Annotated in this window: 24 protein-coding genes; 4 read left to right on the forward strand and 20 right to left on the reverse strand. The window is 68.0% G+C overall.

Translation table 11 applies throughout. The features are described 5' to 3' along the window. Nucleotides 1–11 precede the first annotated feature (11 nt). From BUB76_RS06570 to BUB76_RS06625, 12 genes are all read right to left on the reverse strand, one after another. Nucleotides 12–989 (reverse strand): type II secretion system F family protein, encoded by a 978-nt coding sequence (locus BUB76_RS06570; RefSeq protein WP_073127950.1) that lies wholly within the window; start codon nt 987–989, stop codon nt 12–14. 10 nt (nt 990–999) lie between these two features. Continuing rightward, the gene (locus tag BUB76_RS06575; RefSeq protein WP_073127951.1) at nt 1,000–1,965 is read right to left on the reverse strand and encodes a type II secretion system F family protein; all 966 of its coding nucleotides are present in this window, start codon (nt 1,963–1,965) and stop codon (nt 1,000–1,002) included. A gap of 5 nt (nt 1,966–1,970) precedes the next feature. Beyond that, nucleotides 1,971–3,446: a TadA family conjugal transfer-associated ATPase gene (locus BUB76_RS06580; RefSeq protein ID WP_073127952.1), complete on the reverse strand. Its 1,476-nt coding sequence runs from the start codon at nt 3,444–3,446 to the stop codon at nt 1,971–1,973. A 14-nt stretch (nt 3,447–3,460) separates the two neighbouring features. Next, entirely contained in the window at nt 3,461–4,720 is a 1,260-nt protein-coding gene (locus tag BUB76_RS06585; protein ID WP_073127953.1) for a CpaE/TadZ family protein, read from the reverse strand. Between the two features lie 190 nt (nt 4,721–4,910). Continuing rightward, nucleotides 4,911–5,579 (reverse strand): OmpA family protein, encoded by a 669-nt coding sequence (locus BUB76_RS06590; protein ID WP_073127954.1) that lies wholly within the window; start codon nt 5,577–5,579, stop codon nt 4,911–4,913. Between the two features lie 5 nt (nt 5,580–5,584). Then, nucleotides 5,585–7,033, reverse strand: coding sequence for a type II and III secretion system protein family protein (locus BUB76_RS06595; RefSeq protein WP_073127955.1), 1,449 nt, complete (start codon nt 7,031–7,033; stop codon nt 5,585–5,587). Between the two features lie 198 nt (nt 7,034–7,231). Beyond that, nucleotides 7,232–8,083: a Flp pilus assembly protein CpaB gene (gene cpaB, locus BUB76_RS06600; protein WP_073127956.1), complete on the reverse strand. Its 852-nt coding sequence runs from the start codon at nt 8,081–8,083 to the stop codon at nt 7,232–7,234. Nucleotides 8,084–8,235: 152 nt separating this feature from the next. Then, entirely contained in the window at nt 8,236–8,448 is a 213-nt protein-coding gene (locus BUB76_RS06605) for a hypothetical protein (RefSeq protein ID WP_073127957.1), read from the reverse strand. Between the two features lie 107 nt (nt 8,449–8,555). Beyond that, on the reverse strand, nt 8,556–8,753 hold the full coding sequence (locus BUB76_RS06610; RefSeq protein ID WP_073127958.1) for a pilus assembly protein: 198 nt from the start codon (nt 8,751–8,753) through the stop codon (nt 8,556–8,558). 218 nt (nt 8,754–8,971) lie between these two features. Beyond that, on the reverse strand, nt 8,972–9,166 hold the full coding sequence (locus BUB76_RS06615) for a hypothetical protein (RefSeq protein WP_073127959.1): 195 nt from the start codon (nt 9,164–9,166) through the stop codon (nt 8,972–8,974). A gap of 107 nt (nt 9,167–9,273) precedes the next feature. After that, nucleotides 9,274–9,471, reverse strand: coding sequence for a Flp family type IVb pilin (locus tag BUB76_RS06620; RefSeq protein ID WP_073127960.1), 198 nt, complete (start codon nt 9,469–9,471; stop codon nt 9,274–9,276). Nucleotides 9,472–9,711: 240 nt separating this feature from the next. Continuing rightward, nucleotides 9,712–9,909 (reverse strand): pilus assembly protein, encoded by a 198-nt coding sequence (locus tag BUB76_RS06625; protein ID WP_073127961.1) that lies wholly within the window; start codon nt 9,907–9,909, stop codon nt 9,712–9,714. A gap of 73 nt (nt 9,910–9,982) precedes the next feature. Here BUB76_RS06625 and BUB76_RS17905 point away from each other — a divergent pair, with 73 nt between their 5' ends. The 3 genes from BUB76_RS17905 to BUB76_RS06635 all read left to right on the forward strand — a co-directional run bounded on the left by BUB76_RS17905 (nt 9,983) and on the right by BUB76_RS06635 (nt 12,498). Further along, nucleotides 9,983–10,120, forward strand: a complete 138-nt coding sequence (locus tag BUB76_RS17905; protein WP_175550273.1) for a hypothetical protein — start codon at nt 9,983–9,985, stop codon at nt 10,118–10,120. Nucleotides 10,121–10,226: 106 nt separating this feature from the next. After that, entirely contained in the window at nt 10,227–11,075 is an 849-nt protein-coding gene (locus BUB76_RS06630; RefSeq protein ID WP_073127962.1) for a lytic transglycosylase domain-containing protein, read from the forward strand. Next, nucleotides 11,068–12,498, forward strand: a complete 1,431-nt coding sequence (locus BUB76_RS06635) for a UbiA family prenyltransferase (protein ID WP_073127963.1) — start codon at nt 11,068–11,070, stop codon at nt 12,496–12,498. The genes BUB76_RS06630 and BUB76_RS06635 overlap by 8 nt, the downstream gene beginning before the upstream one ends. 14 nt (nt 12,499–12,512) lie before the next feature. On the opposite strand, the gene BUB76_RS06640 is transcribed toward BUB76_RS06635, so the two are convergent. The 8 genes from BUB76_RS06640 to dprA form a co-directional block, all read right to left on the reverse strand. Then, a complete protein-coding gene (locus BUB76_RS06640) occupies nt 12,513–13,247 on the reverse strand; it encodes an SDR family NAD(P)-dependent oxidoreductase (protein ID WP_073127964.1) in 735 nt (244 codons plus the stop codon). After that, nucleotides 13,244–14,551 carry an FAD-binding protein gene (locus BUB76_RS06645; RefSeq protein ID WP_073127965.1) on the reverse strand — a complete coding sequence of 436 codons (1,308 nt, stop codon included), beginning with the start codon at nt 14,549–14,551 and terminating at the stop codon, nt 13,244–13,246. The genes BUB76_RS06640 and BUB76_RS06645 overlap by 4 nt, the downstream gene beginning before the upstream one ends. Further along, entirely contained in the window at nt 14,532–15,533 is a 1,002-nt protein-coding gene (locus BUB76_RS06650) for a lysylphosphatidylglycerol synthase transmembrane domain-containing protein (protein ID WP_084140585.1), read from the reverse strand. Before BUB76_RS06650 ends, BUB76_RS06645 begins: the two co-directional genes overlap by 20 nt. A 95-nt stretch (nt 15,534–15,628) precedes the next feature. Next, entirely contained in the window at nt 15,629–15,919 is a 291-nt protein-coding gene (locus BUB76_RS06655) for a GNAT family N-acetyltransferase (protein WP_073127967.1), read from the reverse strand. Between the two features lie 79 nt (nt 15,920–15,998). Continuing rightward, nucleotides 15,999–16,622 (reverse strand): 3-oxoacid CoA-transferase subunit B, encoded by a 624-nt coding sequence (locus BUB76_RS06660; RefSeq protein ID WP_073127968.1) that lies wholly within the window; start codon nt 16,620–16,622, stop codon nt 15,999–16,001. Continuing rightward, nucleotides 16,622–17,338 (reverse strand): CoA transferase subunit A, encoded by a 717-nt coding sequence (locus BUB76_RS06665; RefSeq protein WP_073127969.1) that lies wholly within the window; start codon nt 17,336–17,338, stop codon nt 16,622–16,624. Before BUB76_RS06665 ends, BUB76_RS06660 begins: the two co-directional genes overlap by 1 nt. Nucleotides 17,339–17,447: 109 nt before the next feature. Further along, complete coding sequence (gene topA, locus BUB76_RS06670; RefSeq protein ID WP_073127970.1) at nt 17,448–20,183, reverse strand: type I DNA topoisomerase; 2,736 nt, start codon at nt 20,181–20,183, stop codon at nt 17,448–17,450. Nucleotides 20,184–20,808: 625 nt separating this feature from the next. Further along, nucleotides 20,809–22,215: a DNA-processing protein DprA gene (gene dprA, locus BUB76_RS18130; RefSeq protein ID WP_373280047.1), complete on the reverse strand. Its 1,407-nt coding sequence runs from the start codon at nt 22,213–22,215 to the stop codon at nt 20,809–20,811. 330 nt (nt 22,216–22,545) lie between these two features. On the opposite strand from dprA, the gene smc reads away from it, so the two are divergent. After that, nucleotides 22,546–25,995: a chromosome segregation protein SMC gene (smc, locus tag BUB76_RS06680; protein WP_073127972.1), complete on the forward strand. Its 3,450-nt coding sequence runs from the start codon at nt 22,546–22,548 to the stop codon at nt 25,993–25,995. The last annotated feature ends 6 nt before the right edge of the window (nt 25,996–26,001 follow it).

The raw sequence follows: 26,001 nt of genomic DNA on the forward strand, positions 1-26,001 counted from the left end.
TCAAGTCATCCTCAGAGGCTCATCTTTCCCAGCGTCTCGACAATGTTATAGATCGACGGTCCAAGCAAGATGATCAGCAGCGGCGGCACCGTCAGCATCATGGTGGCCAGCGTCATCTTGGTGGGCAGGGTGTTGGCCTTTTCCTCGGCCCGCATGACCCGCTTGTCGCGCATCTCGGATGCGTAGACGCGCAGCGCCTCGGCCACCGACGTACCGAAGGCGGCGGACTGGATCAGCACCGTGACGAAGTTCGACACGTCCGACACGCCGGCCCGTTCGCCCATGTCCTTGAGCACGGTGGTCTTGTCCTTGCCCGCCTTGATCTCGTGGCTGACCATCGCGTACTCGTCCGCCAGCGCAGGGTAGCCGGCGCGGATTTCCTTGGAGACGCGCGCGATCGAGTGGTCCATGGACTGTCCCGCCTCGACGCAGACCAGCATCATGTCCAGGCTGTCGGGGAAGCCGTTGACGATCTGCTCCTGCCGTTCCTGGATGCGCTTCGTGACCCAGTATTTCGGCGCGTAGTAGCCCACGAAGCCGGGGATCAGCGTGGACAGCACCATCGACCGGGTCGTGACCTCGGCGCCCATGCCGTTGTTCACCACGGTATAGATCACGCCCAGGATCAGCAGGCCGATGCCCAGCGCGAACTGCGCGAAGTGGAAGGTGCGCACCGCGTTCTTGCCGCGATACCCGGCGCGGATCAGCTTCATCCGGATGGCCGAGTATTCTTCCTCGTTCTGCGGCTCGAGGAAGTTCGAGTATTTCTCGAGCTTGTCGTGCTTGCCGCCGATGCGCAGCGCGGGGCCGTTTTTGCCGCCCGATTTCGACGCCTTCACGCTGTCGCGGAACTTGTCCATCGGGTCGGACTTCTTCTGCAGCAGGAAGGGCAGGGTCAGCAGGATCAGCAGGAAGCCAAGCCCCCCCACGGCGAAGAGCGGCCCCATCGGCCCGAAACGCTGCACCAGCATGTCCATGACGAATTCCATGGCGGGTTCCTCAGACCTTGATGTTCACGAGCGCCTTCATCACGAAGATGTTGGCGACCAGGAAGGCGGCGACGACCAGGCAGGCGGGGATGAAATACGCCGTCTCCTTCACGTCGTCGTAGTAGTTGGGCTGGATCACGTTGATCATCACCAGCGCGCCCAGCGGGAAGACCGACAGGAACATGCCGGACCACTTGGCCTCGGCGGTGATGGCCTTCACGCGGCGGAACAGCTTGAAGCGCGACCGGATCACCTTGGCCAGGCCGTAGAGCACTTCGGCCAGGTTGCCGCCCGATTGCTGCTGGATGGTGACCGCCACGGCAAGGAAGCGAAGGTCCTGCATGTCCAGCCGTTCGGCCATGGCCTTCAGGGCCTCGCCCACGTCGCGCCCGTAGGCGGATTCGTCCGCGATGACGCCCATTTCGGACCCCAGCGGGTCGGGCGTTTCCTTGGCCACCGCCGCCAGCGCGCTGCTGAACGGGTGGCCCACGCGCAGCGACCGGACCATCAGCTCGACCGCGTCGGGCAGCTGTTCCTCGATCAGGGCCATGCGCTTCTTGGCCTTGTTGTTCACCCAGACGAAGACGCCGCCCACGCCCATGGCGATGGAGACGGCGATGCGGATGGGGGTCGAGGCCTCGGTCGCCTGCGTCAGGCCGACATAGGCCACGGTCGCCAGGACCACCATCACCATGACCAGCTGCGTCGGCGTGAAGGCGATGTTGGCCTTCTGCGCCTTCACCGCCAGCAGCGAATACAGCGGCACCTTCTGGCTTTGCATGTGCTGGCTCATCTCCTTGCGGAGCTGATCCAGGACCTGTTCGCGGGCCTTGCCCTTCTCGAGCATTTCCAGCCGGCGGTTCACCCGGCTGTTGAGGCTGATCGACTTGCCGAAGACGGTCAGGTAGATCCCTTCGACCAGCACGAGGACGGCGACGAAAATCAGGCCGTAGATGACGGGTTCAGCGCTGAGCATCTTGTCTATCCCTGAAAAGGCTCGAAAATCTCGTGGGGCAGGTTGTAGCCCCACATCTTGAAGCGATCCGAGAAATGCGAGCGCACGCCGGTCGCGGTGAAATGTCCGATGATCTTGTTGTCGGGGGTCAGGCCGACGCGCTTGAAGCGGAAGATCTCCTGCATCGAGATGACGTCGCCTTCCATGCCCGTGATCTCGGTGATCGAGGTCATGCGGCGTGAACCGTCCTGCAGGCGGCTGGCCTGCACGATCAGGTTCACGGCCGAGCTGATCTGCGAGCGCACGGCCTTCAGCGGCATCTCGATCCCCGCCATGGCGATCATGTTCTCAAGGCGGCTGACGCCGTCGCGGGCGGAGTTCGCGTGGATCGTGGTCATGGACCCGTCGTGGCCGGTGTTCATGGCCTGGAGCATGTCGATGACTTCCTCGCCCCGCGTCTCGCCGACGATGATGCGGTCGGGGCGCATCCGCAGCGCGTTCTTCAGACAGTCGCGCTGGCTGACCGCGCCCTTGCCCTCGACGTTCGCGGGACGGCTTTCCATCCGGCCCACATGGGTCTGTTGCAGCTGGAGTTCGGCGGTATCCTCGATGGTCAGGATGCGTTCGGAATTGTCGATGAAGGACGACAGGGCGTTCAGCGTGGTCGTCTTGCCCGAGCCGGTACCGCCCGACACGATCACGTTCAGCCGAGTGCTGACCGCGGCTTCGAGATACAGGGCCATTTCCTCGGTGAAGGCGCCGAACTTCACCAAGTCGTCGATGGCCAGCTTTTCCTTCTTGAACTTACGGATCGAGACCAGCGAGCCGTCCACCGCGATGGGCGGGACCATGGCGTTGAAACGCGACCCGTCGGCCAGGCGGGCGTCGACGTAAGGGTTCGATTCGTCGACGCGCCGGCCCACGGCGCTGACGATCTTGTCGATGATGCGCAGCAGGTGACGTTCGTCCTTGAAGGTGATGTCGGTCAGCTGCAGCTTGCCGTTGCGTTCGACGAAGATCTGCTGCGGCCCGTTCACCAGGATATCGTTGACCGACTCGTCCTTCAGAAGCGTCTCAAGCGGGCCGAGGCCCTTCACCTCGTCGAACAGGTCCTGGTTCAGCGTGGTGCGTTCCTCTCGGTTCAGCACGACGCCCATCTCGTTCAGCGATTCGCTGACAATCTCGTTGATCTCGGATTTCAGATCCTGGTCCGACGCGGTTTCCAGCGCCGACAGGTTCAGGTTGTCCAAGAGCTCCTTGTGGAGGCTGACCTTGATGTCCGATAGCCGTTCCTTGCGCCGCTTTTCCTTGTCCACCGGCTCGGCCCGGGCGGGCGCGGCCTTGGCGGGGCGGTTGGCCGCCGTCTTGGCCTGCGGCTTGGCCGCGGCGGGCGCATCCACGGGTTCGAGCTTGGCCAGCTTGGTCGCGGCCTTGGCCAGCGGCGCGGGCGCCGCGTCGCTTTCGACCTTGGTGGCGGGGGTTTTCTTGTAGCGGGAGAACATCGGTCAGAGCCCCTTCAGTTTCCGGTGGCCGCGCTGCGGCTCAATTCATGCGCCGACGCCGCGAGCTTCTGGATTTCGCGGCGCATCGGGTTCTTCTTCGCCGTTTCGGCCAGGGGCGTTCCCTGGTCGTTGGCTTCGGTCACGGGGCGGCCGCCATCGGGCAGCTGCACCTCGAACGAGATGTCCAGGCTTTCGGCCAGCCGCTTCATCCGGCTCTTGCCGGACAGGTCGGTGAATTTCGGCGCGCGGTTCAGGACGAAGCGCAGCTTCTCGACCGGCAGATCCTCGGCCTTCAGCGCCCGGATCAGGCGCAGCGCGTTCTGGGCCGAGCGCATGTCCAGCTCCATCAGCGCGAAATAGACATGGGCCTTCGACAGGACGGTTTCGGTCCACATCACCACGGTCGAGGGCATGTCGACGATCACGTAGTCGAAGTTCGACGCGGCCACGTCGACGATGCGTTCGATATCCTCGGGGGTGACCAGGTCCAGCGGCAGCATCTCGGCCGGGGCCGGCAGGACGTGCAGCTTGTCGTTGAAGGGCTGAAGCGCCTGCATGAAGCTTTCGCTGTCCATGCTTTCGGTGTTCTGCAGCAGCTCGAAAACCGCTTCGCGTGCGGGCAGGTCGAGATAGGTGGCGACGGCGCCCATCTGCAGGTCGAAATCGATCAGGCAGACGCGCGGGGCGTTGTCCTTGTCGACGTTCGCCAGCTCCCACGCCAGGTTGACGGCGAATGTCGACGCGCCGGTGCCACCGGCCAGCGACTGGACCGGCATGATGACGCCTTCGCGGTCGCCGGTGGCCTTCAGGCGGGTGACGTTCTCGGCCGGTGCCTCGGGCGCCGCAGCCTCGGCGGGCGGCGCGGGCGGTGTGCGCAGACGCTCGATCGCCTCGTGCAATGCGCCTTCGGGCAGGGGGTAGGGCACGAATTCTGCGGCACCGAGCTTCAGCAGCTGGTGCAGGACCATCGGGCTGACTTCCTCGGCGATGACGATGACCTTCACCTTGCGCTCGGCGGCGGCGGTCACGAGATCGGCGATCGCGCCGATCTGGTCCTCGTCCTCCTCGTCCATCGCGATGGCGATGAACTCGAGCTGCTCCGCTTCGGGTTGGTTCAGGAATATCGCGGCGTCGGCATAGGACAGATCGCCCCAGGCCTCGCCCAGTTCCGCTTCCATGTCCTCGATCAGCAGGTCGAAATTCTGAACGTCTCGACAGACGGTACAGGCCTGGATCGGGGCAGGCTCGGCGGCTTGCGCTGTTGCGGTCGTCATGAACTCACGTCCCTTACCAAGATCCGGGCTGACACCGTCGCGGCCGTGGCGCACGAGGGTGCCGGTCTTTGCCCTTTGCCACCCGAAAGACGTGGTGGCTCCTTGGTTAGGGTATGCCGTTCAAGTGGGGCGACATTGAGACGGAAATATCGTAATTATCCGACTTGCGAGAACAGACGCCCGGCGCTGTTTACTGTCCCGCACCTTCGATCGACTCGAGGCCCGAGTCGTTATAGGCGAAGTCCGGCTCGGCGCTTTCCACGTATTCGCGGAAGATTACCTCGGCATATTTGCCGTTCATCAGGGTCGAGCGGCCCCCGGCGAAGCCCGAGACCTCGGTCACCGTGCGGCGGTTCGCCCGCTCGCGGCCCTGGGTCACGATCAGGGGCTGTGTTTCCCCGAAGGATACAAGCGCGGCCAGCCGATCGCCGTTCACGCCATTGCGAACGAGCTCTCGCACGACGGCCTGGGCGCGGCGCAGGCCGAGCGCCTTGTTGTAGGCGTCCGATCCCACCAGGTCGGTGTGACCGTAAACGCGGAAGGTGACCTCGGGGAACTGGCGGATCCACACGGCCTGCCGGGCGACGGTGGCTTGGGCCTGCGGGCTCAGCGTCGCGCTGTCGAAACCGAAGTTCACGACCGACGCGACCTCGTTCGAGAAGCGGTTGTTCAGCCCCTCGATCTGGCTGATGTCGCCGGACTGGACAGCCATGTTGTTGACCACGGCGTTGCCGAAACGGCCTTCGTCCAGGTCCGCGCCCGCGGGCGTGGCCCAGAGGGTGCGGGCCTTGTAGCCGACCTCGCCGCAGGCGGTGAGCGTCAGTGCAGCGGCCGAGGCCAGGAGGATCGTGCGCGTCATCGGGGTCACTCCATCACGTATCCGTAGGACCCCGAGAAGTCCTGTTTCGCCACTTCGGCCGCGGGGCCGGCCTTGGGCGCGTTGGTGGCGCGGCGCTTGCCGCCCACCACGTCGCCGAAGAGGAACAGCTCGCGCTCGGACGGGACCACCACGCGGTCGGTGGGCAGGGCCAGCGCCTCGCCCCGGACCGGCGTGACGAGGTGCGCGGTGATGATGATCACCAGCTCGGACTGCTCGCGTTCGTATTCGGCCGAGCGGAACAGCGCGCCCAGCACCGGAACGTCGCCCAGCCAGGGCACCTGGCCCTTGAGGTCGCGGAAGTCGTCCTGCAGCAGGCCGGCGATGGCGAAGCTTTCGCCGTCGCGCAGTTCGATCGTGGTCTTGCTCTCGCGGCGCGAGAAGCCGTTGATCGAGAAGCCCGATTGCTGGATGCCGATGGTCGGGTCCAAGCCCGACACGGCGGCCGTCAGTTCGATGTTGATGGCATCGTTGCCCAGCACGCGCGGGGTGAAGTCCAGCTCGACGCCGAAGGGCTTGTACTCGATGCGGATGGCATTGTCGCCGCTGGCCACCGGGATCGGGTATTCCCCGCCCGCCAGGAACGACGCCCGCTGCCCCGAGAGGGCGACGAGATTCGGTTCGGCCAGGGTGCGCACGACGCCCTTGCTTTCCAGCGCCTCGAGCAGGACGGCGAACCGCAGGCTGCCCGCGCCGAAGCCGATGGCGAACGATCCCTCGGCGTTGTCGTCGCCGACGAAGCCCTGGCCGGTCAGGATGTTGGTTGCATTGTTGCCGTCGTTTAGGACGCCGTTGGAGCCCAGGATGCCCACGTCGCCGCCCGAGACGTCACCGCCCAGCGCGACCGAGCTTGACAGTTCCTTCGAGACCGATCGGCTCATCTCGGCGAAGCGGACCTTCAGCATGACCTGCTGCGTGCCGCCCACCATCATCAGGTTCGATACCCGGTCGGGGGCGTACCGGTTGGCGAGGTCCAGCGCCCGGTCCAGCGCGGTGACGGACGACACGGTGCCCGACAGCACGATGCCGTCATTTGCGGTGCGCACCTCGATCTGTTCGTTGGGCAGGATCTGGGTCAGCCGCTCCTTGAACTCGCCCACGTCGGGGATGACCTGCACCTCGACATTGGTGATCAGCCGACCCTCGGCGTTCAGCAGGGTCAGCGTGGTGCGACCCGGTGCCTTGCCCAGCACGTAGATGGTGCGGTCCGACAGGGTCGAGATATCGGCGATGGCCGGGTTCGCGATGGAGAGCTCGGCGAAGGGCCGGTCCGATTCGACGACCACCGCGCGGTTCATGGGCACCCGCAGCTCGGACGCCGCCGTGCCCTGCATGACGCGCAGCGCCTGGGCGTGTGCGAATGTGGCAAGAAGAACCGGCGACAGGGCCACCAGGCCCACGACGCACGCCGCCTTGCAGATTTGTCTGATGCTCATGTGACCTGCCTCTCTGAGTCACGGATGGGACAGGTCTTTTTGCCCGTCTTTTGACGCACCATGCGCGCAAAGCCATTCTCGATCAAGAATCAGGGCTTTGCGCGAAGGTCTTGATGTGCGAAAGGCGCAACACCTGTGACCGGGTGCCGCGCCTTTGATCTGTTGTCTGATGCGCGCCGCCGGGCGCCGCCGTATCGATCAGTTGGTGCAGGGGATCGGGATCTCGATCACCTCGGCGCCGCGGCGGGTGCGGATCGTGCAGACCTGCTCTTCCTTCACCTCGACCCGCTTTTCTTCAACGATGCCAAGCAGTTCACGCTGGTCGATCTCGACGGCCTCGGCCACGCTGTCATCCTCGGCCCCCAGCAGGGCCAGCGACAGCCGCCCGGTGCTCTGGGCCTGGGCCAGGGCCGCGACATCGCGCGGGGTGGCCTCGACGGTGACCGTGCGTGCCACGGTGGCGCCCGAGCGGTCTTCGTCCGAGGATTGGTCGATGGCGACCAGTTTCACGCCGCTCTGGATCAGCTTGGTGACGTCCTGACGCTCGGGACCCGAGCTTTTCACGGTGCCGGTCCAGTAGACGTCGACGCGGTCGCCGGGGCGCAGGAAACCCGAAACGCCCGAGGACACATCGACGCTGATCGCGAAGGCACGCTTGCCGGGGGACAGCCGGGCGGACACGCCCGCATCCTCGCCGGGTTCGGTGACCTTGACGGCCAGGACGGCTTCGCCCTGTTCCATGGAGCGCAGGACGCTGCGTTCGATGTTCACGCCCTGGGGAAACATCTCTTCCGCGGTGCTGAACGCGCCTTCGGGGACCGCTTCCTGGGGGAAGGCCACGAGCTTGATGTCTTCCTGGGTCAGCCGCTCGCCGTAATTGACGGCGCGCGTGGTGACGAAGACCGGCTGCGTCTGGATCGCGGGGCCCTGGTTCGCCCGCTGCGCGTCCAACGCGGCCTGGTTTGCCGCCATGTAATCCTTGGCCATGTAGACCGCGAAGCCGGCCAGGCCGAGGCCCAGCATCAGCACCAATCCGAATACGAGTCGCATGGGAAACCCCCCTTTTCGTCGTCTGGCCCCCGGCGCGCGGTTCTGCGGGCGGGTGACCCAAATACTGTCTCAGTGTCGCGTGGGATTGCGGCGAAATGATGCCATTCGTGCATCATTAAGGCGATTGTCGCGGTCCGGGCGGGATTGTTTCTTCAGTCGATGGCCCGGCCCGGGAAGATCTGGTCGGGCAGGCTCTCGTCCGACAGCGTTGCCTGGATATCTTCGGACGGCGCTTCGGCGCCGTCGTAGACCGTGGCGCCCACGGCAATGCCGACGCCGCAGATCAGGGCGGTCAGGACTTTCCAGTCGAGGCTGGCGCCGCCGAACTCGTCGCGCGCGAATCGATTGGTGGTAGGGAGAGGCATGGTCGTCTTCCTGCTCTGCTTCTGGATTCCGTCGAACGTGACGGGGCCGCGCCCCCGAGCTGGTGGGCGCGGCCCCGGTTCGGCCGGCGAGCCGCGTGGGCCGCGCCTTACGGGAAGGTCGTGGTGACGGTGGTGCCGTTCAGGTGCGTGGACACGGCCTGGGTCACCGTCTTGGTGCCGCTGGTGACCGACGACAGCACGGCAATGCCGAGGCCGACGATGGCGGCGGTCAGCACGACCCAGTCGACGGTCACGGCGCCGTCTTCGTCGTCGCGGAAGGTCTTGGTCAGCTTGAAGAATTTCATTTCATGGTCCTTTCGGGTTTGGCTTGGCGGTCGTCGCCTGTTTACCGAGATTGCCGGCCGAATCTGTCCAAACGGGGGCCGAACGCCGCCCGGGCCATGACCTTTGCAAGGGCTTTGCGGGACAGGCTCATCCGTTGGTTGCGCGCCGCAACGGGGGGCTGTGCAACGAAAATGGCCGCCCTGGGGCGGCCGTTTTCGTCTTGTCCTGTCGGCTCGGCTCAGAAGGCCTTGCTCACACTGGTCGAGGTCAGCTTGTTCGAGACATTGTGCGTCGCCGACTTGGTTCCGCTCGTAACCGAGGCCAGCACGGTGACGCAAAGACCCACGACGGCGGCGGTCAGAACCACCCAGTCGACGGTCACGGCGCCGTCTTCGTCCTCGCGCAATCTCGAGATCATCTTGAAGGCGGTCATGGGGTTCGTCCTTTGCGGGTTGACGGTCGCGGCCCCGGCGGCGTGGATCGACCGAGCCATGGCGGCAGCCCGTTGAACCGCCGCCATGGAAATATCGGCTGGAAACCTTACGGGAAGGTCGTGGTGACGGTGGTGCCGTTCAGGTGGGTCGACACCGCCTGGGTGACCGTCTTGGTGCCGCTGGTCACCGAGGACAGAACGGCGATGCCGAGGCCGACGATGGCGGCGGTCAGCACAACCCAGTCGACGGTCACGGCGCCGTCTTCGTCGTTGCTGAAGTTTTTCGCGAGCTTGAAGAGTTTCATGGTGTAATCCTGCTTTGATGCTCTGGTTTCTTTGTCCCGACCAGAACATCCGCTCTGTTCGAGTAGGGGCACCATGACTGTTGCGCAGGGCAGCATTATGACCGCGGCGGTGGTATTTTGCGGCAAATCTGCGAAGGGTGCCGCAGCATTTTACGACAGTTGGCAACATGAGAAGGCCACCGACCCGACGGGTCGGCGGCCCATGGAATTCATTTCGCGGGCGATGCGCCCGCGCGTGCCTTACGGGAAGGTCGTGGTGACGGTGGTGCCGTTCAGGTGGGTCGACACGGCTTCGGTCACCGTCTTGGTGCCGCTGGTCACCGACGACAGCACGGCGATGCCGAGGCCGACGATGGCGGCGGTCAGCACGACCCAGTCGACGGTCACGGCGCCGTTTTCGTCGTTGCGGAAGTTTTTCGCGAGCTTGAAGAGTTTCATGGTAAAAAGCCTCACTGGTTGCACGTTTCGATAGACCCGTTGCGGCGGACGCCGCTGCGGTTGATCGTGGTTAATGCTGGAAGAGTTCGGCGGGAATCTGGCGCGGGCGGGTCCATTTCTTGATTTCACCTGCCACAATTATGAACTGAGCAACCTGCCGTTTCGCGGCAAAACCGGCGAAAGGGCCGGGGACCTTGGGGCAAAATGGTGACGCCCGGGCTAAAATGACCCGAACGGGGCGCGCCACGCTTTTCCCGGGGCGATAGGCCCCTCAGACTGCGGTCAAAGAAAAATAATCGACCCAGGCAGGTTCGAGCATGAGAGTTTCCGTGACCGCGGCGCTGATGGCGGCGCTTTTCATCACGTCGCCCGTCCATGCGGGCGATCCGGCGCCGTTTCCCGACTTCACGTTCAAACGGGTGAAGCCGCCCGCGCCGGGCACGAAAAAGCGCATCACCGTGCAGATCGACCCGTCGGAGCAATGGCCGCCGCCGGCGCCCGCGACGCCCGCGAAACCCGAGACGCCCCCCGACGCCGCGCCATCGGCGCCGGAGGCCCCCAAGACCCGCGCCTATGCCTGGTTCTGGGACCAGGTGCCGCCGGGCGGGGCAGGGGCCGCCGGTCTCGACAGCGCGCTGGCCGTGTTGGCGCGCCCGCCGTCGGGCGTGCGGGCACCGCAATACCGGCTGGACCACCTTCGCAAGCTGGCGCAGCGCCACGGGCGTGACATCCTCGCGGCCAGCGTCGGGACCAAGGTTTCGCCCGCGCTGGCGCTTGCGGTCATGGCGGTCGAATCGTCGGGCAAGGTCGACGCCGTCAGTTCGGCCGGCGCACAGGGGCTGATGCAGCTCATGCCCGACACCGCGCGCCGCTTCGGGGTGCACGACAGCACCCAGGCCCGGGACAACATCCGCGGCGGGATCGCCTATCTCGACTGGCTGATGGGTGAATTCGAGGGCGACCCGCTGCTGGTCCTGGCGGGCTACAACGCGGGCGAGGGCGCGGTGACCCGCCACGCGGGCGTGCCACCCTATTCCGAGACGCGCGGCTACGTGCCCAAGGTGCTGGCCGCGTTCCAGGTGGCCCGGGGGCTGTGCCTGACGCCGCCCATGCTGGTCAGCGACGGCTGCGTCTTCGTCGACAACCGCGTGGCCAGCAATGGCTGACGACCCGCCGCTGGTGCTGGACGTCGACGGCACCTACCTGCGCACGGACCTTTTGCTGGAGTCGTTCTGGGCGGGGATGGGCCGCGACCCGGTGTCCACGCTGGGTGCGCTGCGCCACTGGCGCGACCGCCCCCGGCTGAAGGCCGAGCTGGCGCGGATCGGCCAGCCCGACCTGGCGCTGATGCCGCGCGATCCCGAGGTCGCCGCGCTGGCCAGCGCGGCGCGGTCCGAGGGGCGCGCGGTCGTGCTGGCCTCGGCCGCCGATGCAGACTTGGTCGGCGCGCTGGGCCGGACGGATCCGACGGTCACCGATACGCTGGGCAGCACGCCGGGACGCAACCTGAAGGGGGCCGAGAAGGCCCGGGCGCTGGTCGACCGCTACGGTCGCAGCGGGTTCGACTACGCCGGCGACTCGAACGCCGACGCGGCGGTCTGGGCCGAGGCGCGCAAGGCGATCGTGGTGGGCGGGCCCGCGCGGCAGGCCGCGCATTTGCGCGGCGCGGGGCAAGACGTGACCGAGATCCCGGGCGGCTGGACCTGGCGCGCGGCCCGGCGTGCCTTGCGCCCGCATCAATACGTGAAGAACGTGTTGCTGTTCCTGCCGGTGATCGCCGCCCATGCCTTCCAATGGCAGCCCTTCGCGCTGGTCCTGCTGGGCATCGTCGCGTTCTCGGCCGCGGCCTCGTCGATCTACGTGGTGAACGACCTGCTGGACCTGGCCGCCGACCGCCAGCACGCGACCAAGTGCAACCGCCCGCTGGCCAGCGGCGCGCTGCCCATCGGGGTCGGCATGGCGTTGGGGCTTGGCGCGGGCGCGCTGGCGCTGATCCTCGGTGCGCTGCTGGGCCCGGCCTTCCTGGCCGTGATCTGCGTCTATATCGTTCTGAGCCTCGCCTATTCGCTGAAACTCAAGCGCATGCGCTGGATCGATGTCTTCTGCCTCGCCGCGCTCTATACCCTGCGCGTGGTGGCGGGGGCGGCGGCCAGCGGTGTCGAGGCGACGCTGAGCATGCTGGTCTTCATCTTCCCCGTGTTCCTGACGCTCGGCTGCGTCAAGCGCCTGACCGAGCTCGCCAAGGCGACGGGCGAGGCGCGGTTGCCCGGGCGCGGCTACGCGCCCTCGGACAAGGGCGACATGCTGAACATGGCGGGATTGGGCGTGGTCGGCGCGCTGGTGATCTTCGCGCTCTACTCGGTCAGCGACCAGGCCGCGGCACTATATGAGACGCGCTGGATCCTGTGGCTGGCCCTGCCGCCCATGGCGCTGTGGCTGATGCGCATGGTGGCGCTGGGCGCGCGGGGGCAGATGGACTATGACCCGATCGTCTTCGCGCTGCGCGACAGGACGGGCATCGGCCTTTTGCTGATTATCCTCAGCCTGATGTTCTGGTCCGCCGGGCTGTGGGCGGAGTGGCTGGGATAGGGCGCGAACCGCACCTAGATCGACAGCTTCTTGAACACCCGTTCGGGGATCGCGCGGATGATCGCCATGATGAAACGCCAGAAGAACGGCGTGTAGATCACGTCGCGCTTGCGATCCACCGCGCGCAGGATGGACCGGGCCACGGCCTCGGGCGGCGCGACCAGGAACATCCCCTCGATCCCCCAGGTCATCGCGGTGTCGACGAAGCCCGGCTTGACCGTCACCACGTGCCCGCCCGCCCGGGTCAGGCGATTGCGCAGGCCCGACAGGTAGGTGGCGAAGCCGGCCTTCGCGGCCCCGTAGACATAGTTGCCGAGACGCCCCCTGTCGCCCGCGACGGACCCCACGCCGACGATGGTGCCCGCTCCGTTGGCCTCGATCCGCGGGGCGAGCATTTGAAGGAACCGCGCGGGGCCGGTGAAGCTGTCCATCACCACGCCGTCGATGAGAGACGGGTCGGCGTCGATCCTGTCCTGCGGCGGCATGGAGCCCACGAAGACGGCGCAGTTCACCGTGTCGTCGCCATCGGTCGCGTCGATGATGGGCTGAAAGCTCTCGGGATCGCGCGCGTCGAACCGCATCGCGCGGGCCGATACGGCGCCGCGGGCGGTGCAGTCTGCCGCGGTGGCCCGCAGGTCGTCCATGTCGCGCCCGGCCAGGATCAGCGTCGCGCCCGCGCCGGCCAGTTCGCGCGCCATGGCGCGGGCCATGGACGATGTCGCGCCGAGAAGGATCCAGGTGTCGCTCATGCCGCGTTCCTCAGTCCCAGCCGGCGCACGAGGTCCGTCGTCATGGTGCCTTCGGGATCGACCCGCTCAACCTCGCGCAGCCATGCGCCGTGGTCAGGATACATGGACCGCACGGCGGCGCCCGTCGCGAGCGCGTCCTTGGCCAGGTAGATCCGCCCGCCGGCGTCCTGCGTCGCGTCCTCGAGCGTTTCGATCAGGGCCACGGCGTCGGGCGTGTTCCGGAAATCGCAGGCCAGGGTATAGCCCTCCATCGGGAAGGACAGGTGACCGGCGCGGCCCGGCCCCATGCGCTTGAGCACGGCCAGCGGCGAGGCGAGCCCCGAATGCGCGATGCGTTCCAGAATCCGGCGCAGGGCGGGCGCGGCCGCGACCGGGACCACGCATTGGAACTGGTGGAACCCGCGTTTGCCGTAAAGGCGGTTCCAGTCGTGTATCCGGTCCAGCGGGAAGAAGTACTCGCCGATCCGGCGCACCACCGTGCGGCCGCCGCGCGGGACGCGGTTGTAGTACGCGGCGTTGAAGGCCCGTACCACCGGCGGCGACAGCGCGGCTGCGGGCGCGTCGAACGGCACGCTGCGGGCGCGCCCGGGTGGCGGGATCAGGCCCGCGCCGGTCTCGCCCTCTTCCAGGATGCCCCGGCCCAGCCGGTCGCCCGTCGCGGTGGCGTCGATCCAGCCCACGCAATAGCTGGCCTCCGATCCGTCGAGTGCCGCCAGAAAATCATTCCAGCCGGGCACGCGGCGTTCGGTCACCACCATGACGTCGCCCTTGCATTTCAGAACGCGCAGCGTGGCCTCGGCGATGATGCCGGTCTGCCCCAGCCCGCCCACGGTCGCCGCGAACAGGTCCGAGCCGGGCGTGACCTCGACCGGGCCGCCGGGCGTCAACAGCCGCAGCGACAGCACGTGCTGTCCGAAGGATCCCGCGTGGTGGTGGTTCTTGCCGTGCACGTCCATGGCGATGGCCCCGCCCACGGTGGCGAAGCCGGTGCCGGGCAGGACGGCAGGCAACAGCCCCCGGGGTGCCAGCAGCCGCGTCAGATCGCCCAGGGTGACGCCCGCCTCGACCGTGACCGTCGCGGCTTCGGGATCGATGGACAAAACGCGGTCCAGCCGGGTCGTCCGCACCGCCCGGCCACCATCGTTGAGGCAGGCATCGCCGTAGGACCGGCAGCCGCCGATGGCGGGGGCGGGCGTGTCGCGCATCAGCGCGGCGAGGGTCGATTGACGCTCGGGCCGGGCCAGTTGCCCGCTGGCCGTCAGCGCGCGGCCCCAGCCCGACCAGTCAGCCTGTTTCCACGACATGGGCACCCTTTCGTGACCGGGCCTCGGCGTGCGGGAACACGACGAGACCGATGAGGATCGCGAACCACAGGGTGGTCACGCGGATGACGGCGGTGGCGGGCAGCGCGATTTCCAGCGGCACGCCACGCGCGACCAGAAGGGCGATCATCGCGGCCTCGGCCCCGCCGATGCCGCCCGGCGCGCCGGTCAGACCGCCGGCGAGCGTGGCGAAGACAAAGATCGCCATGGCGGTCCACAGGTCCATGTCCGCGCCCATCCAGCCCAGCAGCAGCCAGAAGGCATAGCCCTCGGCCACCCAGCCGATCAGGCCCAGCACGGAGGCGAAGATCAGGGTGGCGGGATGGCTGAACCGGGCCAGCGACTGCGCGGCGCGGCGCATCCGTACGAACAGGCGTGGCAGGATGCCGGTGGCGCCGTAGGCCCAGATGGCCAGCCGGGCCAGCAGGGCGGGCCGCGTGACCACGACGGCCGCGGCCACGGCCAGCGCCGCGACCGGCAGTGCGCCCGCGATCATCCCGGTGGAGAGCGTCAAAGCCAGCGCCAGCAGCAGGCCCATCGCCGCCAGGTCGGAGGCGCGGTCGATCAGCACCAGCGGCGCCGTGCGCTCCACCGGCCAGCCGGTTTCGCGGCCGATCCAGCGCATGCGCACCAGTTCGCCCACGCGGCCGGGCGTGACCGACATGGCGAAGCCGCCCAGGAAGTGCCGCAGGTTCTGACCGAAGCCGGTCCCGAGTCCCAGGCGCCGCGCGAAAAGGTGCCAGCGCATTCCGCGGAACAGGTAGTTCACGAGGCTCAGCGCCAGAAGCCCGGCCAGCTGCGCCGCGCTCAGTCCCGCGATCTGGGCGCGCACCTCGTCCCAGCCGGTGGCGCGTGCCAGCCCGATCAGCCCGATGGCCACCACGACGAGGCAGACCAGCAGGATGGCGCGGTCGCGTTGGCGTCTGGTCAGGCGGACGCGGGATATGGGGGTGGTGCGGGCCATGTTCATGGTCGCGGTATAGGGGCAAATTCAGGCGATATTATGGAACCGTTTCGCACCCGTGAACGATAGCCAAGTCTTCGTGAGCGCCCGGATCCTCAGACGGCGAAGACGTCGGCCCAGTCGGGATGGCGCCGCCGTTGCGCGTTCACGAAGGGGCAGAGCGGGGTGATCTTCACGCCCTCGGCGCGGGCGTCCTCGACCAGCCGCGTGACCAGCGCGACGCCGGCCCCCGTACCGCGCAGCGCGTCGGGCACGCCGGTATGGTCGGCGATGATGTGCGTGGGCGACAGGATCGAGTAGGTCAGTTCGGCCTCGTGCCCCTCGTGGTGCAGGACGTACCGGCCCTTGGTGCCCTCGACCTCGCGGCGGATGTCGAAGCCGCTCATGTTGCGACCCGGCCGTCGGCCACGCGCCGCGCCGCCGCCAGCCCGCGAAGGTCGGGGCCCGGCGGCGGCGCAAGACGCATCAGACGATGGTCGCTTCGGTGGCGTCGCGGATCTGCTCCTCGGTCACGCCGTCGGCGCATTCCACGATCTTCAGGCCGCCCTCGACCACGTCGAGCACGCCGAGATTGGTGATGATGCGGTCGACCACGCCCGTGCCGGTCAGCGGCAGGGTGCATTCCTTCAGAAGCTTCGACTCGCCCGCCTTGTTCTGGTGGTCCATGACCACGACGACCTTGCCGACACCGGCGACCAGGTCCATCGCGCCGCCCATGCCCTTGACCAGCTTGCCGGGGATCATCCAGTTCGCCAGGTCGCCGTTCTCGGCCACTTCCATCGCGCCGAGGATGGCGGCCGCGATCTTGCCGCCGCGGATCATGCCGAAGCTGGTGGCGCTGTCGAAATAGCTGGTGCGCGGCAGTTCGGTGATGGTCTGCTTGCCGGCGTTGATCAGGTCGGGGTCCTCTTCGCCGTCGATGGGGAAGGGGCCCATGCCCAGCATGCCGTTCTCGGATTGCAGCGTGATGTCCTTGTCGCCCACGTAGTTGGCGACCAGCGTCGGGATCCCGATGCCGAGGTTCACGTACATGCCGTCTTCAAGCTCTTCCGCCGCGCGGGCGGCCATCTGGTTGCGGTCCCAGGGCATCAGGCTTTCTCCCTCACGGTGCGTTGTTCGATCCGCTTCTCGTGCTCGCCCTGGATGACGCGATGCACGTAGATGCCGGGCAGGTGGATGGTGTCGGGGTCGAGACTGCCGCGCGGGACGATTTCCTCGACTTCCGCCACGCAGACCTTGCCGCACATGGCGGCGGGCGGGTTGAAGTTGCGGGCGGTCTTGCGGAACACGAGGTTGCCGGTGTCGTCGGCCTTCCACGCCTTCACGATGGACAAATCGGCGACGATGCCGCGCTCCATGATATAGGTCTCGTTCGCGCCGTCGGGGCCGGTGGGGAAGTCCTTGTGCTCTTTCCCCTCGGCGATCTGGGTGCCGACGCCGGTTTTGGTGTAGAAACCCGGGATGCCGCTGCCGCCGGCGCGCATGCGCTCGGCCAGGGTGCCCTGCGGGTTGAACTCGAGCTCCAGCTCGCCCGACAGGTACTGGCGCATGAATTCCTTGTTCTCGCCCACGTACGAGCTGATCATCTTCTTGACCTGCTTGGTCTGCAGCAGGATGCCGATGCCGAAATCGTCGACGCCCGCGTTATTGGACGCGAAGGTCAGATCCTTCGTGCCCGCGTCGCGGATGGCGGCCAGCAGAAGCTCGGGAATGCCGCAGAGACCGAAGCCGCCCGCCGCGATGAACATGCCGTCGTGAAGAAGACCGTCGAGCGCTTCGGCCGCCGATCCATAGACCTTTTTCATGGGATACCTCGTGCGATGCGGGGGCGCGGACACCCCGATTGCCCGAAGGTATGCAGCGCGGGCGATGGTGTGTCAAACCACCGCGCGGGACCGCCCGCGCGGCGATGGCTCAGTCCTTCTTGGCCTTGGACGCGGCTTTCTTCGGCGCGGCCTTCTTCGCCGTCGTCTTCTTGGCCGTGGACTTCTTCGGCGCCGCCTTCTTGGCGCGGGTCAGCTCCTTGCCGGACTTTGCCGCGCGTTCCTCGATCAGGACCACGGCCTGGTCGATGGTGATGTCCTCGGGGTCCATCGTGTCGGGGATGGTCGCGTTGATCTTCTCCCATTTCACGTAGGGGCCGTACTTGCCCTTCATCACGTTCACGGGACCGCCGGCCTGCGGATGCTCGCCCAGCTCGCGCAGGGGCGCCGCCGCCTGGCCGCGCCCGCCGCGGCTGGCCTTCTTTTCGGCCAGAAGCTGCACGGCGCGGTTCATGCCCACGGTCCAGACATCGTCGAGCGTTTCCAGGTTGGCGTTGGTGCCGCCCCGGTCCGACGTGCTTTCGGCGTGTTTGAGGTAGGGGCCGTAGCGGCCGATATTGGCCCAGACGGTCACGCCATCCTCGGGGTGCGGCCCGATCTCGCGCGGGAGCGACAGCAGCATGACGGCGCGCTCGAGCTCGAGCTCTTCCGGGGGCCAGTCCTTCGGCACCGACTGGCGCGGTGGCTTCTTGTTCTCTTCGGTCACCTCGCCGCGCTGGACGTAGGGGCCGAACCGGCCCTTGAAGACGCGGATCTCGTCGCCCTGATCCTCGCCCAGCAGCTTGCCCTCGGGCGGGATCGCCGATTTCTCGGCCTCGGGGTCGGGCGGGCCGAAGGGCCGGGTGTAGCGGCATTCGGGATAGTTCGAGCAGCCGATGAACGCCCCGCCCGACCGCGCGGTGCGCATCGAAAGCCGACCGGCCCCGCAATTGGGGCACAGGCGCGGATCGCTGCCATCGGGGTTCGGCGGGAACAGGTGCGGCTCCAGCACCTCGTTGATCTTCTCCAGCACGTCGGTGATGCGCAGTTCGGACGTCTCGGCGATGGCGGCCGAGAAATCGCGCCAGAACCGCGACAGCAGATCCTTCCAGTCCTGGTCACCCGCGCTCACGTGGTCGAGCTGGTCTTCGAGGTCTGCGGTGAAGTCGTATTCGAGGTAGCGGCGGAAATAGTTCTCGAGGAAGGCGATCACCAGCCGGCCCTTGTCCTCGGGGATCAGCCGGTTGCCATCCTTGCGGACATACTCGCGGTCCTGGATCGTGGTGACGATCGACGCGTAGGTCGACGGCCGCCCGATCCCGAGCTCCTCCATCCGCTTCACCAGCGTCGCCTCGGTATAGCGCGGCGGCGGCTGGGTGAAGCTCTGGGTTGCGAGCACGGCGGCGTTCTCGGACAGAACCGCGCTGCCGTTTTTTCGCATGCCCTGGGCCTCGTCCGCGACCACGTCATCGCGCTTGTCGGCCTTGGCGAAATCGCCCTGCAGGCCGGTATTCGAGAACGCGGCGGTCTCGCCCTCCATGATCTGAGGCAGGCGCTTGTCATCCTCGTCGGTGACGTCGTCGCGGCCTTCCTCGTAGACGCGCAGGAAACCGTCGAACGTGACGACCTGGCCGGTGGCGCGCAGCACGACCTGGCGGTCGGAATCGGCGATGTCGACGGTCGTGCGCTCCATCTTGGCGGCTTCCATCTGGCTGGCCAGCGTCCGCTTCCAGATCAGGTCGTAAAGCTTGCGCTGGTCGCCGTCGCGGATGTCCAGATCGTCCACCGACTTGGTCATGTCGGTGGGCCGGATGCATTCGTGCGCTTCCTGCGCGTTCTTCGCCTTGTTCTTGTAGATGCGCGGGCTGCCGGGCACGTAGTCCTTGCCATAGCGCTGGGCGATGGCGTCGCGCGCGCCGGTCACGGCCTCGGGTGCCATGTCGATGCCGTCGGTCCGCATGTAGGTGATGTGCCCGGCCTCGTACAGCCGCTGCGCCGTCGACATGCAGGCGCGCGCGCCCATGCCGAACTTGCGGCTGGCTTCCTGCTGCAGGGTCGAGGTCATGAAGGGGGGCGCGGGGTTGCGGGTCGTGGGCTTCGCCTCGACCGAGTCGATCTTGAGCTTGCGCGACGTCACCGCCTGCACGGCCATTTCGGCCTGCGTCTCGTTCTGCAGGCTGAAGCGGTCCAGCTTGTTGCCGGCGAGGGTCGTGAGGCGCGCTTCGAAATCCTGGCCGCGGGGCGTCGTGAGAAGGGCCTTCACCTGCCAGTATTCGCGCGGCCGGAACGCCTCGATCTCCATCTCGCGCTCGACGATCAGGCGCAGGCAGACCGACTGCACCCGGCCCGCCGATTTCGCGCCGGGCAGCTTGCGCCAGAGCACGGGGCTGAGATTGAAGCCCACGAGATAGTCGAGCGCCCGGCGGGCAAGATACGCCTCGACCAGCGGCTCGTGCACCTGGCGCGGGTTCTTCATCGCCTCGGTCACCGCGGACTTGGTGATCGCATTGAAGACCACCCGGCTGACGGGCGTGTCCTTCTTGATGGCCTTGCGGTTCTTCAGCGCCTCCTGGAGGTGCCAGCTGATCGCCTCGCCCTCGCGGTCGGGGTCGGTGGCGAGGATCAGCGCGTTGTCGTCCTTCAGCGCGTCGGCGATCGCCTTGACGTGCTTCTTGCTGTCGCTCGCGATCTCCCACTTCATGTCGAAATCGTGCTCGGGGTCGACGGATCCATCCTTCGGCGGCAGGTCGCGAACGTGCCCGTACGAGGCCAGCACGGTGTAATCGGGACCGAGATACTTGTTGATGGTCTTGGCCTTGGCAGGCGATTCGACGACGACGACCGGCATGAAATTTCCTTGCTCACGCAACGCGGGATGTGGCGGCGCAAAATGTGGGGTCGGCCCACGGCTTGTCAATCGGCCTAGGCCCGGGGGCGGCGCGGCGCAAGTCGCAATCCAGTGTGCGGCGGCCGGGCGGCGGAGGACCGGGAGGGTCCGAAGGGGATTGCGGGGCGGCAGCGTTTGAGCTTCGCCGACAGGCCGCGGCCCTCCTGCGAACCGCATCTTTTCGGCCCAGTTTGTCACTGCGATCGCGGGTCCCCGGGGCCTCGCGTGTTGGGGCACGCAAATGGCCTGAGCGACCGGGGCGTTCAGCCCGGCGGGTCAGGCGACCTCGCGCCATGCCGCAGGCGCGCGTATGCAAGCTTTGGCCGCAAGGTGGTTCATGGTCGGCCTCGAAGGATCGATAAACCGGCTCATATAGAGCCACTCGACGCCGATGGCCTGCGCGCCTGTCGGAGGTCGCTCTTTCAGACCTGCTCCGTCGCCATGGCCGGTGCCCGCTGCACGCCGATTATGGCTTGTACGACCTCGCGGCTCGCGCGCCCATTGACTGGAGAGCCTGTTGCCCTGCGCCGTTTCGTTTACGCGCCGAAACCATTATTCGCTGAACGGGCACCTTGGCCCTGGTCGGTCAGACCCGGCTCAGCAGCCCGCCGGGTTGCCGCAGGATGCGACCGTCGAGTTCCAGGGTCACGATCTCGGCGGTGACGCGCGACGTGGATTGGCCGAGATCGCGGATGAGCTGATCCTCCGAGGTGGGTGACGGCCCCAGCCGGTCGAGGATCTGCTGGTGGAGGGCCGCGGTCTCGGACAGGCTTCTCGGCGCCGGCCGGTTTTGCGGTATCTCCGCGGCGGTGCGAGCGTGTTTCGCCTTCCGATCAGCTTGCTGAGCACCCAGCGAGGCGTCCGGTCGCGGTGCCGTGTCTTCCGATGTTGCCTTTCCCGTCGCTGCCGGGGAGATCGCCCGTTCAGAGCGATCAGGATCCGCAGTCGCGCGCTCGTCGGCACCGGAGCCATTCGATGCGGATCGTGGCGCCTCCTCCGTGTTGGATTGTTCTGTCTGAGCCCGGGCGTTCCGATCCACCGCTGTCGCCCCCGCCACAACGGGGTCCGTGGTCCTGCGCGCGTCTTCATCGGCCGGTACCGCCGCCGCCACGCTTTGCGCGGGCAAGGCAGCCAGCGCTTCGGCAATATCACGTGGACCGCGTACCAGCGTGGCGCCGTCCCGGATCAGCATGTTGCAGCCGGCGGCGCGGGCGTCGAACGGGTGGCCGGGCACCGCCCAGACCTCGCGGCCCTGGTCCAGGGCGTCGCGCGCGGTGATGAGACTGCCCGATTTCGCCGCCGCCTCGACGACCAGAACGCCGCGCGACAGGCCCGCGATCAACCGGTTGCGGCGCGGGAAGTGCCGCGCCTGCGGCTTCAGGCCGATGGGCTGTTCCGACAGGATCAGGCCATGCTCCTCGATCTCGCGTGCCAGCACCGCGTTCTCGGGCGGATAGACCACGTCCACCCCGCCGGCCATCACGGCGATCGTCCCGGTGGCCAGCGTGGCCTTGTGAACCTCGGTATCGATGCCACGGGCGAGGCCGGAAACGGTCACGATGCCCTCGCGCCCCAGCCCGTCGGCCATCGACCGCGCCATGCGCAGCCCCAGCGACGACGCGTTGCGCGCGCCGACCATGGCCACGGTGGCCTGTGCCATCATCGCGGGTCGGCCCAGTGCCCAGAGCAGGGGTGGCGGGTCGGGGATGTCGGCCAGCGCAGGGGGATACGCGTCACTGCCCCAGGCGATCAGTCGCGCACCGGCGAGACGGCCGCGCCGCAGCTCGTCCGCGGCGCTGTCGCGGCCGACGGGCGCATAGTCCGACACACCGGCGGCCGTGGCGATGGCCGGCAGCCCGTCCAGTGCCGCGGCGGCGCTTCCGTGTTCGGTCATGAGGCGGAAAAAGGTGCTGACGCCCACCCGGCGTGAGCGCAAGAGACGGAGCCAGTCGAGCCATTCTTCCTCGGAGTGGGGTGGGGTGAGGGGGGTGATGGAAGGGAATAAATCCAAGACCGTCCTGGCTCCGTCAATTGCACGAGGACTGTGCGTGCCGGATGGTTAAGCGTGTCTTAATGGCGGGCGGGCGGAGCAGCGCTTTTTGCTATCCATCTGTTAAGCCCGGTGAATTTTCTTCTATTGCAGCATTCGCGGGCGCGGTCGGTCTTGCGGCGCGTCGCTTGGGTACGGCGCCTGCATATCTGGACGCGGCCCCCATATCTTGTGGATAAGCTGCAAACGCTCGGCGGATTTTGGGGCTCTTGCTTGACAGCCCAGCCCCCTGGCCCGGACACTGGCCCCGATTCCCGCCGGACCGGATCTCCCATGCGATTTACCCGACTTCGACTCAATGGCTTCAAATCCTTCGTGGACCCGACCGACCTGGTCATCCACGACGGGCTGACCGGCGTGGTCGGGCCCAATGGTTGCGGCAAGTCGAACCTGCTCGAGGCGCTGCGCTGGGTGATGGGCGAGAACCGCCCGACGGCCATGCGCGGCGGCGGGATGGAAGACGTGATCTTCGCCGGCGCCTCCAGCCGGCCGGCGCGCAATTTCGCCGAAGTTTCCCTGCATATCGACAACGCCGACCGGCTGGCGCCCGCCGCCTTCAACGAGCACGACCAGATCGAGATCGTGCGCCGCATCACCCGCGACGCGGGCTCGGCCTACAAGGCGGCGGGCAAGGACGTGCGCGCGCGCGACGTGCAGATGCTGTTCGCCGATGCCTCGACCGGCGCGCATTCGCCCGCGCTGGTCCGGCAGGGCCAGATTTCCGAGCTGATCAACGCCAAGCCCACCGCGCGCCGCCGGATCCTGGAAGAGGCGGCTGGCATCTCGGGCCTCTACCAGCGGCGGCACGAGGCGGAGCTGAAGCTGAAGGGGGCCGAATCCAACCTGACCCGGGTCGATGACGTGATCGAGAACCTGGCGGCGCAGCTGGCACAGCTGGCCCGACAGGCGAAACAGGCCGCACGGTACCGCGAGATCGGCGCGCGGTTGCGGCAGGCCGAGGGGCTGCTTCTCTATATACGCTGGCGCGATGCCGACGCCGCGCGGGCCGAGGCCGAGGCCGCGCTGTCGGGCCACGTGACCGAGGCCGCGCGCGCCGAACGCGCCGCGGTCGCGGCCGCCCGCGCCCGCGAAGCCGCCGAGACCGCCCTGCCGCCGCTGCGCGAGGAGGACGCCATCGCCGCCGCGCTGGTGCAGCGGCTGGGCGTCGAGCGTGGCACGCTGGACGAGCAGATCCGCCGCGCCGACAGCACGATCGAAACCCTGTCGAAACGGCTCGACCAACTGTCCCGCGACGCCGAGCGCGAGCGCGCGCTGAACGCCGACGCGGGCGACAGCATCGCGCAGCTGGAGCAGGAACGCGCCGAGCTGGTCCGCGCGGCGGACGGCTTCGAAGGCGACCTCGCCGGGGCGGCCGAGGAGGCGCGTTCAGCGGGTGCCGTCCTGTCCGAACGCGAGGCCGCCCTGGCGCAATTGACCGAGGACGTGGCCCGGCTGGCGGCCCGACACCAGTCGGCCGAGCGCATGGTGGCCGACGGGCGCAAAACGCTGGAGCGGGCCGAACGCGGGGCCGAGGCCGCGCGCGGTTCGGTCGCCGAGGCCGAGGCGGCGCTGGAGAATGCCCACGGGGCCCAGGAGGAGGCGGCCGCCGAGCAGGATGCGGCGCAAGCCCTTGCCGCCCGGGCCGAAGCCGCGCTGGCCGCCGCCGAGGACGCCCGCGCCAAGTTGCAGGCCCAGGAATCCGATGCCCGTGCCGCCCGGTCCGAGATCGAGGGCGAGCTGGGCGCGCTGGGCGCCGAGGCGGCCGCGCTGGAGAAGCTCGTGGCCCGCGACACGGCCGAGGGCGGGCAGGTGATGGACAGCCTGTCGGTCGATCCCGGTTTCGAGGCGGCGCTGGGCGCGGCGCTGGCCGACGACCTGCGCGCGCCGGTGGTCACGCAGGGCTCGGGCTGGCACGCGCTGCCCGACTATCCCGCGCCGCAGGCCCTGCCCGACGGCGCTGCGCCCCTGTCCGACCACGTCCGCATGCCAGACGTGCTGCGGCGCCGGCTGGCTCAGGTCGGCGTTGTCGCGCCCGAGGACGCGGCGCGGCTGCAGCCGCGGCTGGCGCCGGGACAGCGGCTGGTCAGCACGGCCGGGGACCTTTGGCGTTGGGACGGATACGTCACGGCGGCGGCCGATGCGCCGTCGGCGGCGGCGCTGCGGCTCCAGCAGGTGAACCGGCTCGAAGGGCTGCGCAAGGACCTGGCGGCGCTGCAGTCGCGCGCGGCCGAGGCCAAGGCGGCCCACGACGCCCTGCGCGAACGGCTGGACCAGTTGACCGCCGCCGACCGCGACGCGCGGCAGGCCCGGCGCGAGGCCGACGCGCGGGTGGCCGACCTGGGCCGTCGCCTGAGCCGGGCCGAGGCCGACCGGACCTTCGCCGAGGGCAAGCTCGAGACCGCGCGCCTGGCCGTGACCCGTCACGACGACGAGGCGATGGCGGCACGGCGCGCGGTGACAGAGGCCGAGCGCGCCCTCGAGGGCCTTGCCGACCTGTCCCAGCAGCGCGCCCGCGTCGAGGACGTGAAGATGACGGTCGAGGCCGCGCGCATGACCATGATGGCGCGCCGGTCCGCCCATGACGAGCTGAAGCGCGAAGGCGAGGATCGCGCCCGGCGGCTGGCCGCCATCGACAAGGACCTGGGCGGCTGGCGCAACCGGCTGGAGAACGCTGGCGCCCGCCTGTCCGAGGTCGAGCGTCGCCACGCCGAGACCAAGGCCGAGCTGGCCGAGGCCCGCGCGGTTCCCGAGACGCTGGCCGCCAAGCGATCCGAGCTGGCCAGCGGGATCGAGGCGGCCGAGGCGCGGCGCAAGGCATCGTCCGACGCGCTGGCCGAGGGCGAGACGGTTCTGCGCGACGCCGCCCAGGCCGAGCGGGACGCCGAGCGCGCCGCCGGCACCGCCCGCGAGGCCCGCGCCAGCGCCGAGGCCCGGCGTGACGCGGCGCGCGAAACCGTCCAGGCCGCCGAAGCCCGCATCGAGGAAGTGCTGGAGCGCACGCCGGATCAGCTGCGCGACACGCTCGACACCGGCCCGGACGAGCTGCCCGCGGCGGACGCGGTCGAGGAAGAGCTCGCCAAGCTGCGCCGCCAGCGCGACGGGTTGGGCGCGGTGAACCTCCGGGCCGAGGAGGACGCGCGCGAGGTCGAGACCGAGCACGCGGCGCTGGTCAACGAGAAGGCCGATCTCGAGGCCGCCATCGCCGAGCTGCGCAAGGGCATCGCCGGGTTGAACCGCGAGGGGCGCGAGCGTCTGCTGACCGCGTTCGAGCAGGTGAACGGCAACTTCGCCATGCTGTTCACGCACCTTTTTGGCGGCGGCGAGGCGCGGCTGGAACTGGTCGAATCCGACGACCCGCTGGACGCCGGTCTCGAGATCCTGTGCTGCCCGCCGGGCAAGCGGCTGTCGACCCTGTCGCTTCTGTCGGGGGGCGAGCAGACACTGACCGCCATGGCGCTGATCTTTGCCGTGTTCCTTGCGAACCCCGCGCCGATCTGCGTGCTGGACGAGGTCGACGCGCCGCTGGACGACGCCAACGTGACGCGGTTCTGCGACATGCTGGACGAGATGACCCGCCAAACCGAGACGCGGTTCCTGATCATCACCCACCACGCGGTGACCATGGCGCGGATGGACAGGCTGTTCGGGGTGACCATGGGCGAGCAGGGCGTGTCGCAGCTGGTCTCGGTCGACCTGAAGAAGGCGGAACAGATGGTCGCCTGACCCGGC

The sequence above is a fragment of the Palleronia salina genome, assembly GCF_900141995.1.
GTDB lineage: Bacteria > Pseudomonadota > Alphaproteobacteria > Rhodobacterales > Rhodobacteraceae > Palleronia > Palleronia salina.

Excerpts from the sequence above, each read along its gene's own strand:
- BUB76_RS06570 (WP_073127950.1), bottom strand. The coding sequence starts at position 989 with ATGGAATTCGTCATGGACATGCTGGTGCAGCGTTTCGGGCCGATGGGG.
- BUB76_RS06575 (WP_073127951.1), bottom strand. The coding sequence starts at position 1,965 with ATGCTCAGCGCTGAACCCGTCATCTACGGCCTGATTTTCGTCGCCGTC.
- BUB76_RS06580 (WP_073127952.1), bottom strand. The coding sequence starts at position 3,446 with ATGTTCTCCCGCTACAAGAAAACCCCCGCCACCAAGGTCGAAAGCGAC.
- BUB76_RS06585 (WP_073127953.1), bottom strand. The coding sequence starts at position 4,720 with ATGACGACCGCAACAGCGCAAGCCGCCGAGCCTGCCCCGATCCAGGCC.
- BUB76_RS06590 (WP_073127954.1), bottom strand. The coding sequence starts at position 5,579 with ATGACGCGCACGATCCTCCTGGCCTCGGCCGCTGCACTGACGCTCACC.
- BUB76_RS06595 (WP_073127955.1), bottom strand. The coding sequence starts at position 7,033 with ATGAGCATCAGACAAATCTGCAAGGCGGCGTGCGTCGTGGGCCTGGTG.
- cpaB (WP_073127956.1), bottom strand. The coding sequence starts at position 8,083 with ATGCGACTCGTATTCGGATTGGTGCTGATGCTGGGCCTCGGCCTGGCC.
- BUB76_RS06605 (WP_073127957.1), bottom strand. The coding sequence starts at position 8,448 with ATGCCTCTCCCTACCACCAATCGATTCGCGCGCGACGAGTTCGGCGGC.
- BUB76_RS06610 (WP_073127958.1), bottom strand. The coding sequence starts at position 8,753 with ATGAAATTCTTCAAGCTGACCAAGACCTTCCGCGACGACGAAGACGGC.
- BUB76_RS06615 (WP_073127959.1), bottom strand. The coding sequence starts at position 9,166 with ATGACCGCCTTCAAGATGATCTCGAGATTGCGCGAGGACGAAGACGGC.
- BUB76_RS06620 (WP_073127960.1), bottom strand. The coding sequence starts at position 9,471 with ATGAAACTCTTCAAGCTCGCGAAAAACTTCAGCAACGACGAAGACGGC.
- BUB76_RS06625 (WP_073127961.1), bottom strand. The coding sequence starts at position 9,909 with ATGAAACTCTTCAAGCTCGCGAAAAACTTCCGCAACGACGAAAACGGC.
- BUB76_RS17905 (WP_175550273.1), top strand. The coding sequence starts at position 9,983 with ATGCTGGAAGAGTTCGGCGGGAATCTGGCGCGGGCGGGTCCATTTCTT.
- BUB76_RS06630 (WP_073127962.1), top strand. The coding sequence starts at position 10,227 with ATGAGAGTTTCCGTGACCGCGGCGCTGATGGCGGCGCTTTTCATCACG.
- BUB76_RS06635 (WP_073127963.1), top strand. The coding sequence starts at position 11,068 with ATGGCTGACGACCCGCCGCTGGTGCTGGACGTCGACGGCACCTACCTG.
- BUB76_RS06640 (WP_073127964.1), bottom strand. The coding sequence starts at position 13,247 with ATGAGCGACACCTGGATCCTTCTCGGCGCGACATCGTCCATGGCCCGC.
- BUB76_RS06645 (WP_073127965.1), bottom strand. The coding sequence starts at position 14,551 with ATGTCGTGGAAACAGGCTGACTGGTCGGGCTGGGGCCGCGCGCTGACG.
- BUB76_RS06650 (WP_084140585.1), bottom strand. The coding sequence starts at position 15,533 with ATGGCCCGCACCACCCCCATATCCCGCGTCCGCCTGACCAGACGCCAA.
- BUB76_RS06655 (WP_073127967.1), bottom strand. The coding sequence starts at position 15,919 with ATGAGCGGCTTCGACATCCGCCGCGAGGTCGAGGGCACCAAGGGCCGG.
- BUB76_RS06660 (WP_073127968.1), bottom strand. The coding sequence starts at position 16,622 with ATGCCCTGGGACCGCAACCAGATGGCCGCCCGCGCGGCGGAAGAGCTT.
- BUB76_RS06665 (WP_073127969.1), bottom strand. The coding sequence starts at position 17,338 with ATGAAAAAGGTCTATGGATCGGCGGCCGAAGCGCTCGACGGTCTTCTT.
- topA (WP_073127970.1), bottom strand. The coding sequence starts at position 20,183 with ATGCCGGTCGTCGTCGTCGAATCGCCTGCCAAGGCCAAGACCATCAAC.
- smc (WP_073127972.1), top strand. The coding sequence starts at position 22,546 with ATGCGATTTACCCGACTTCGACTCAATGGCTTCAAATCCTTCGTGGAC.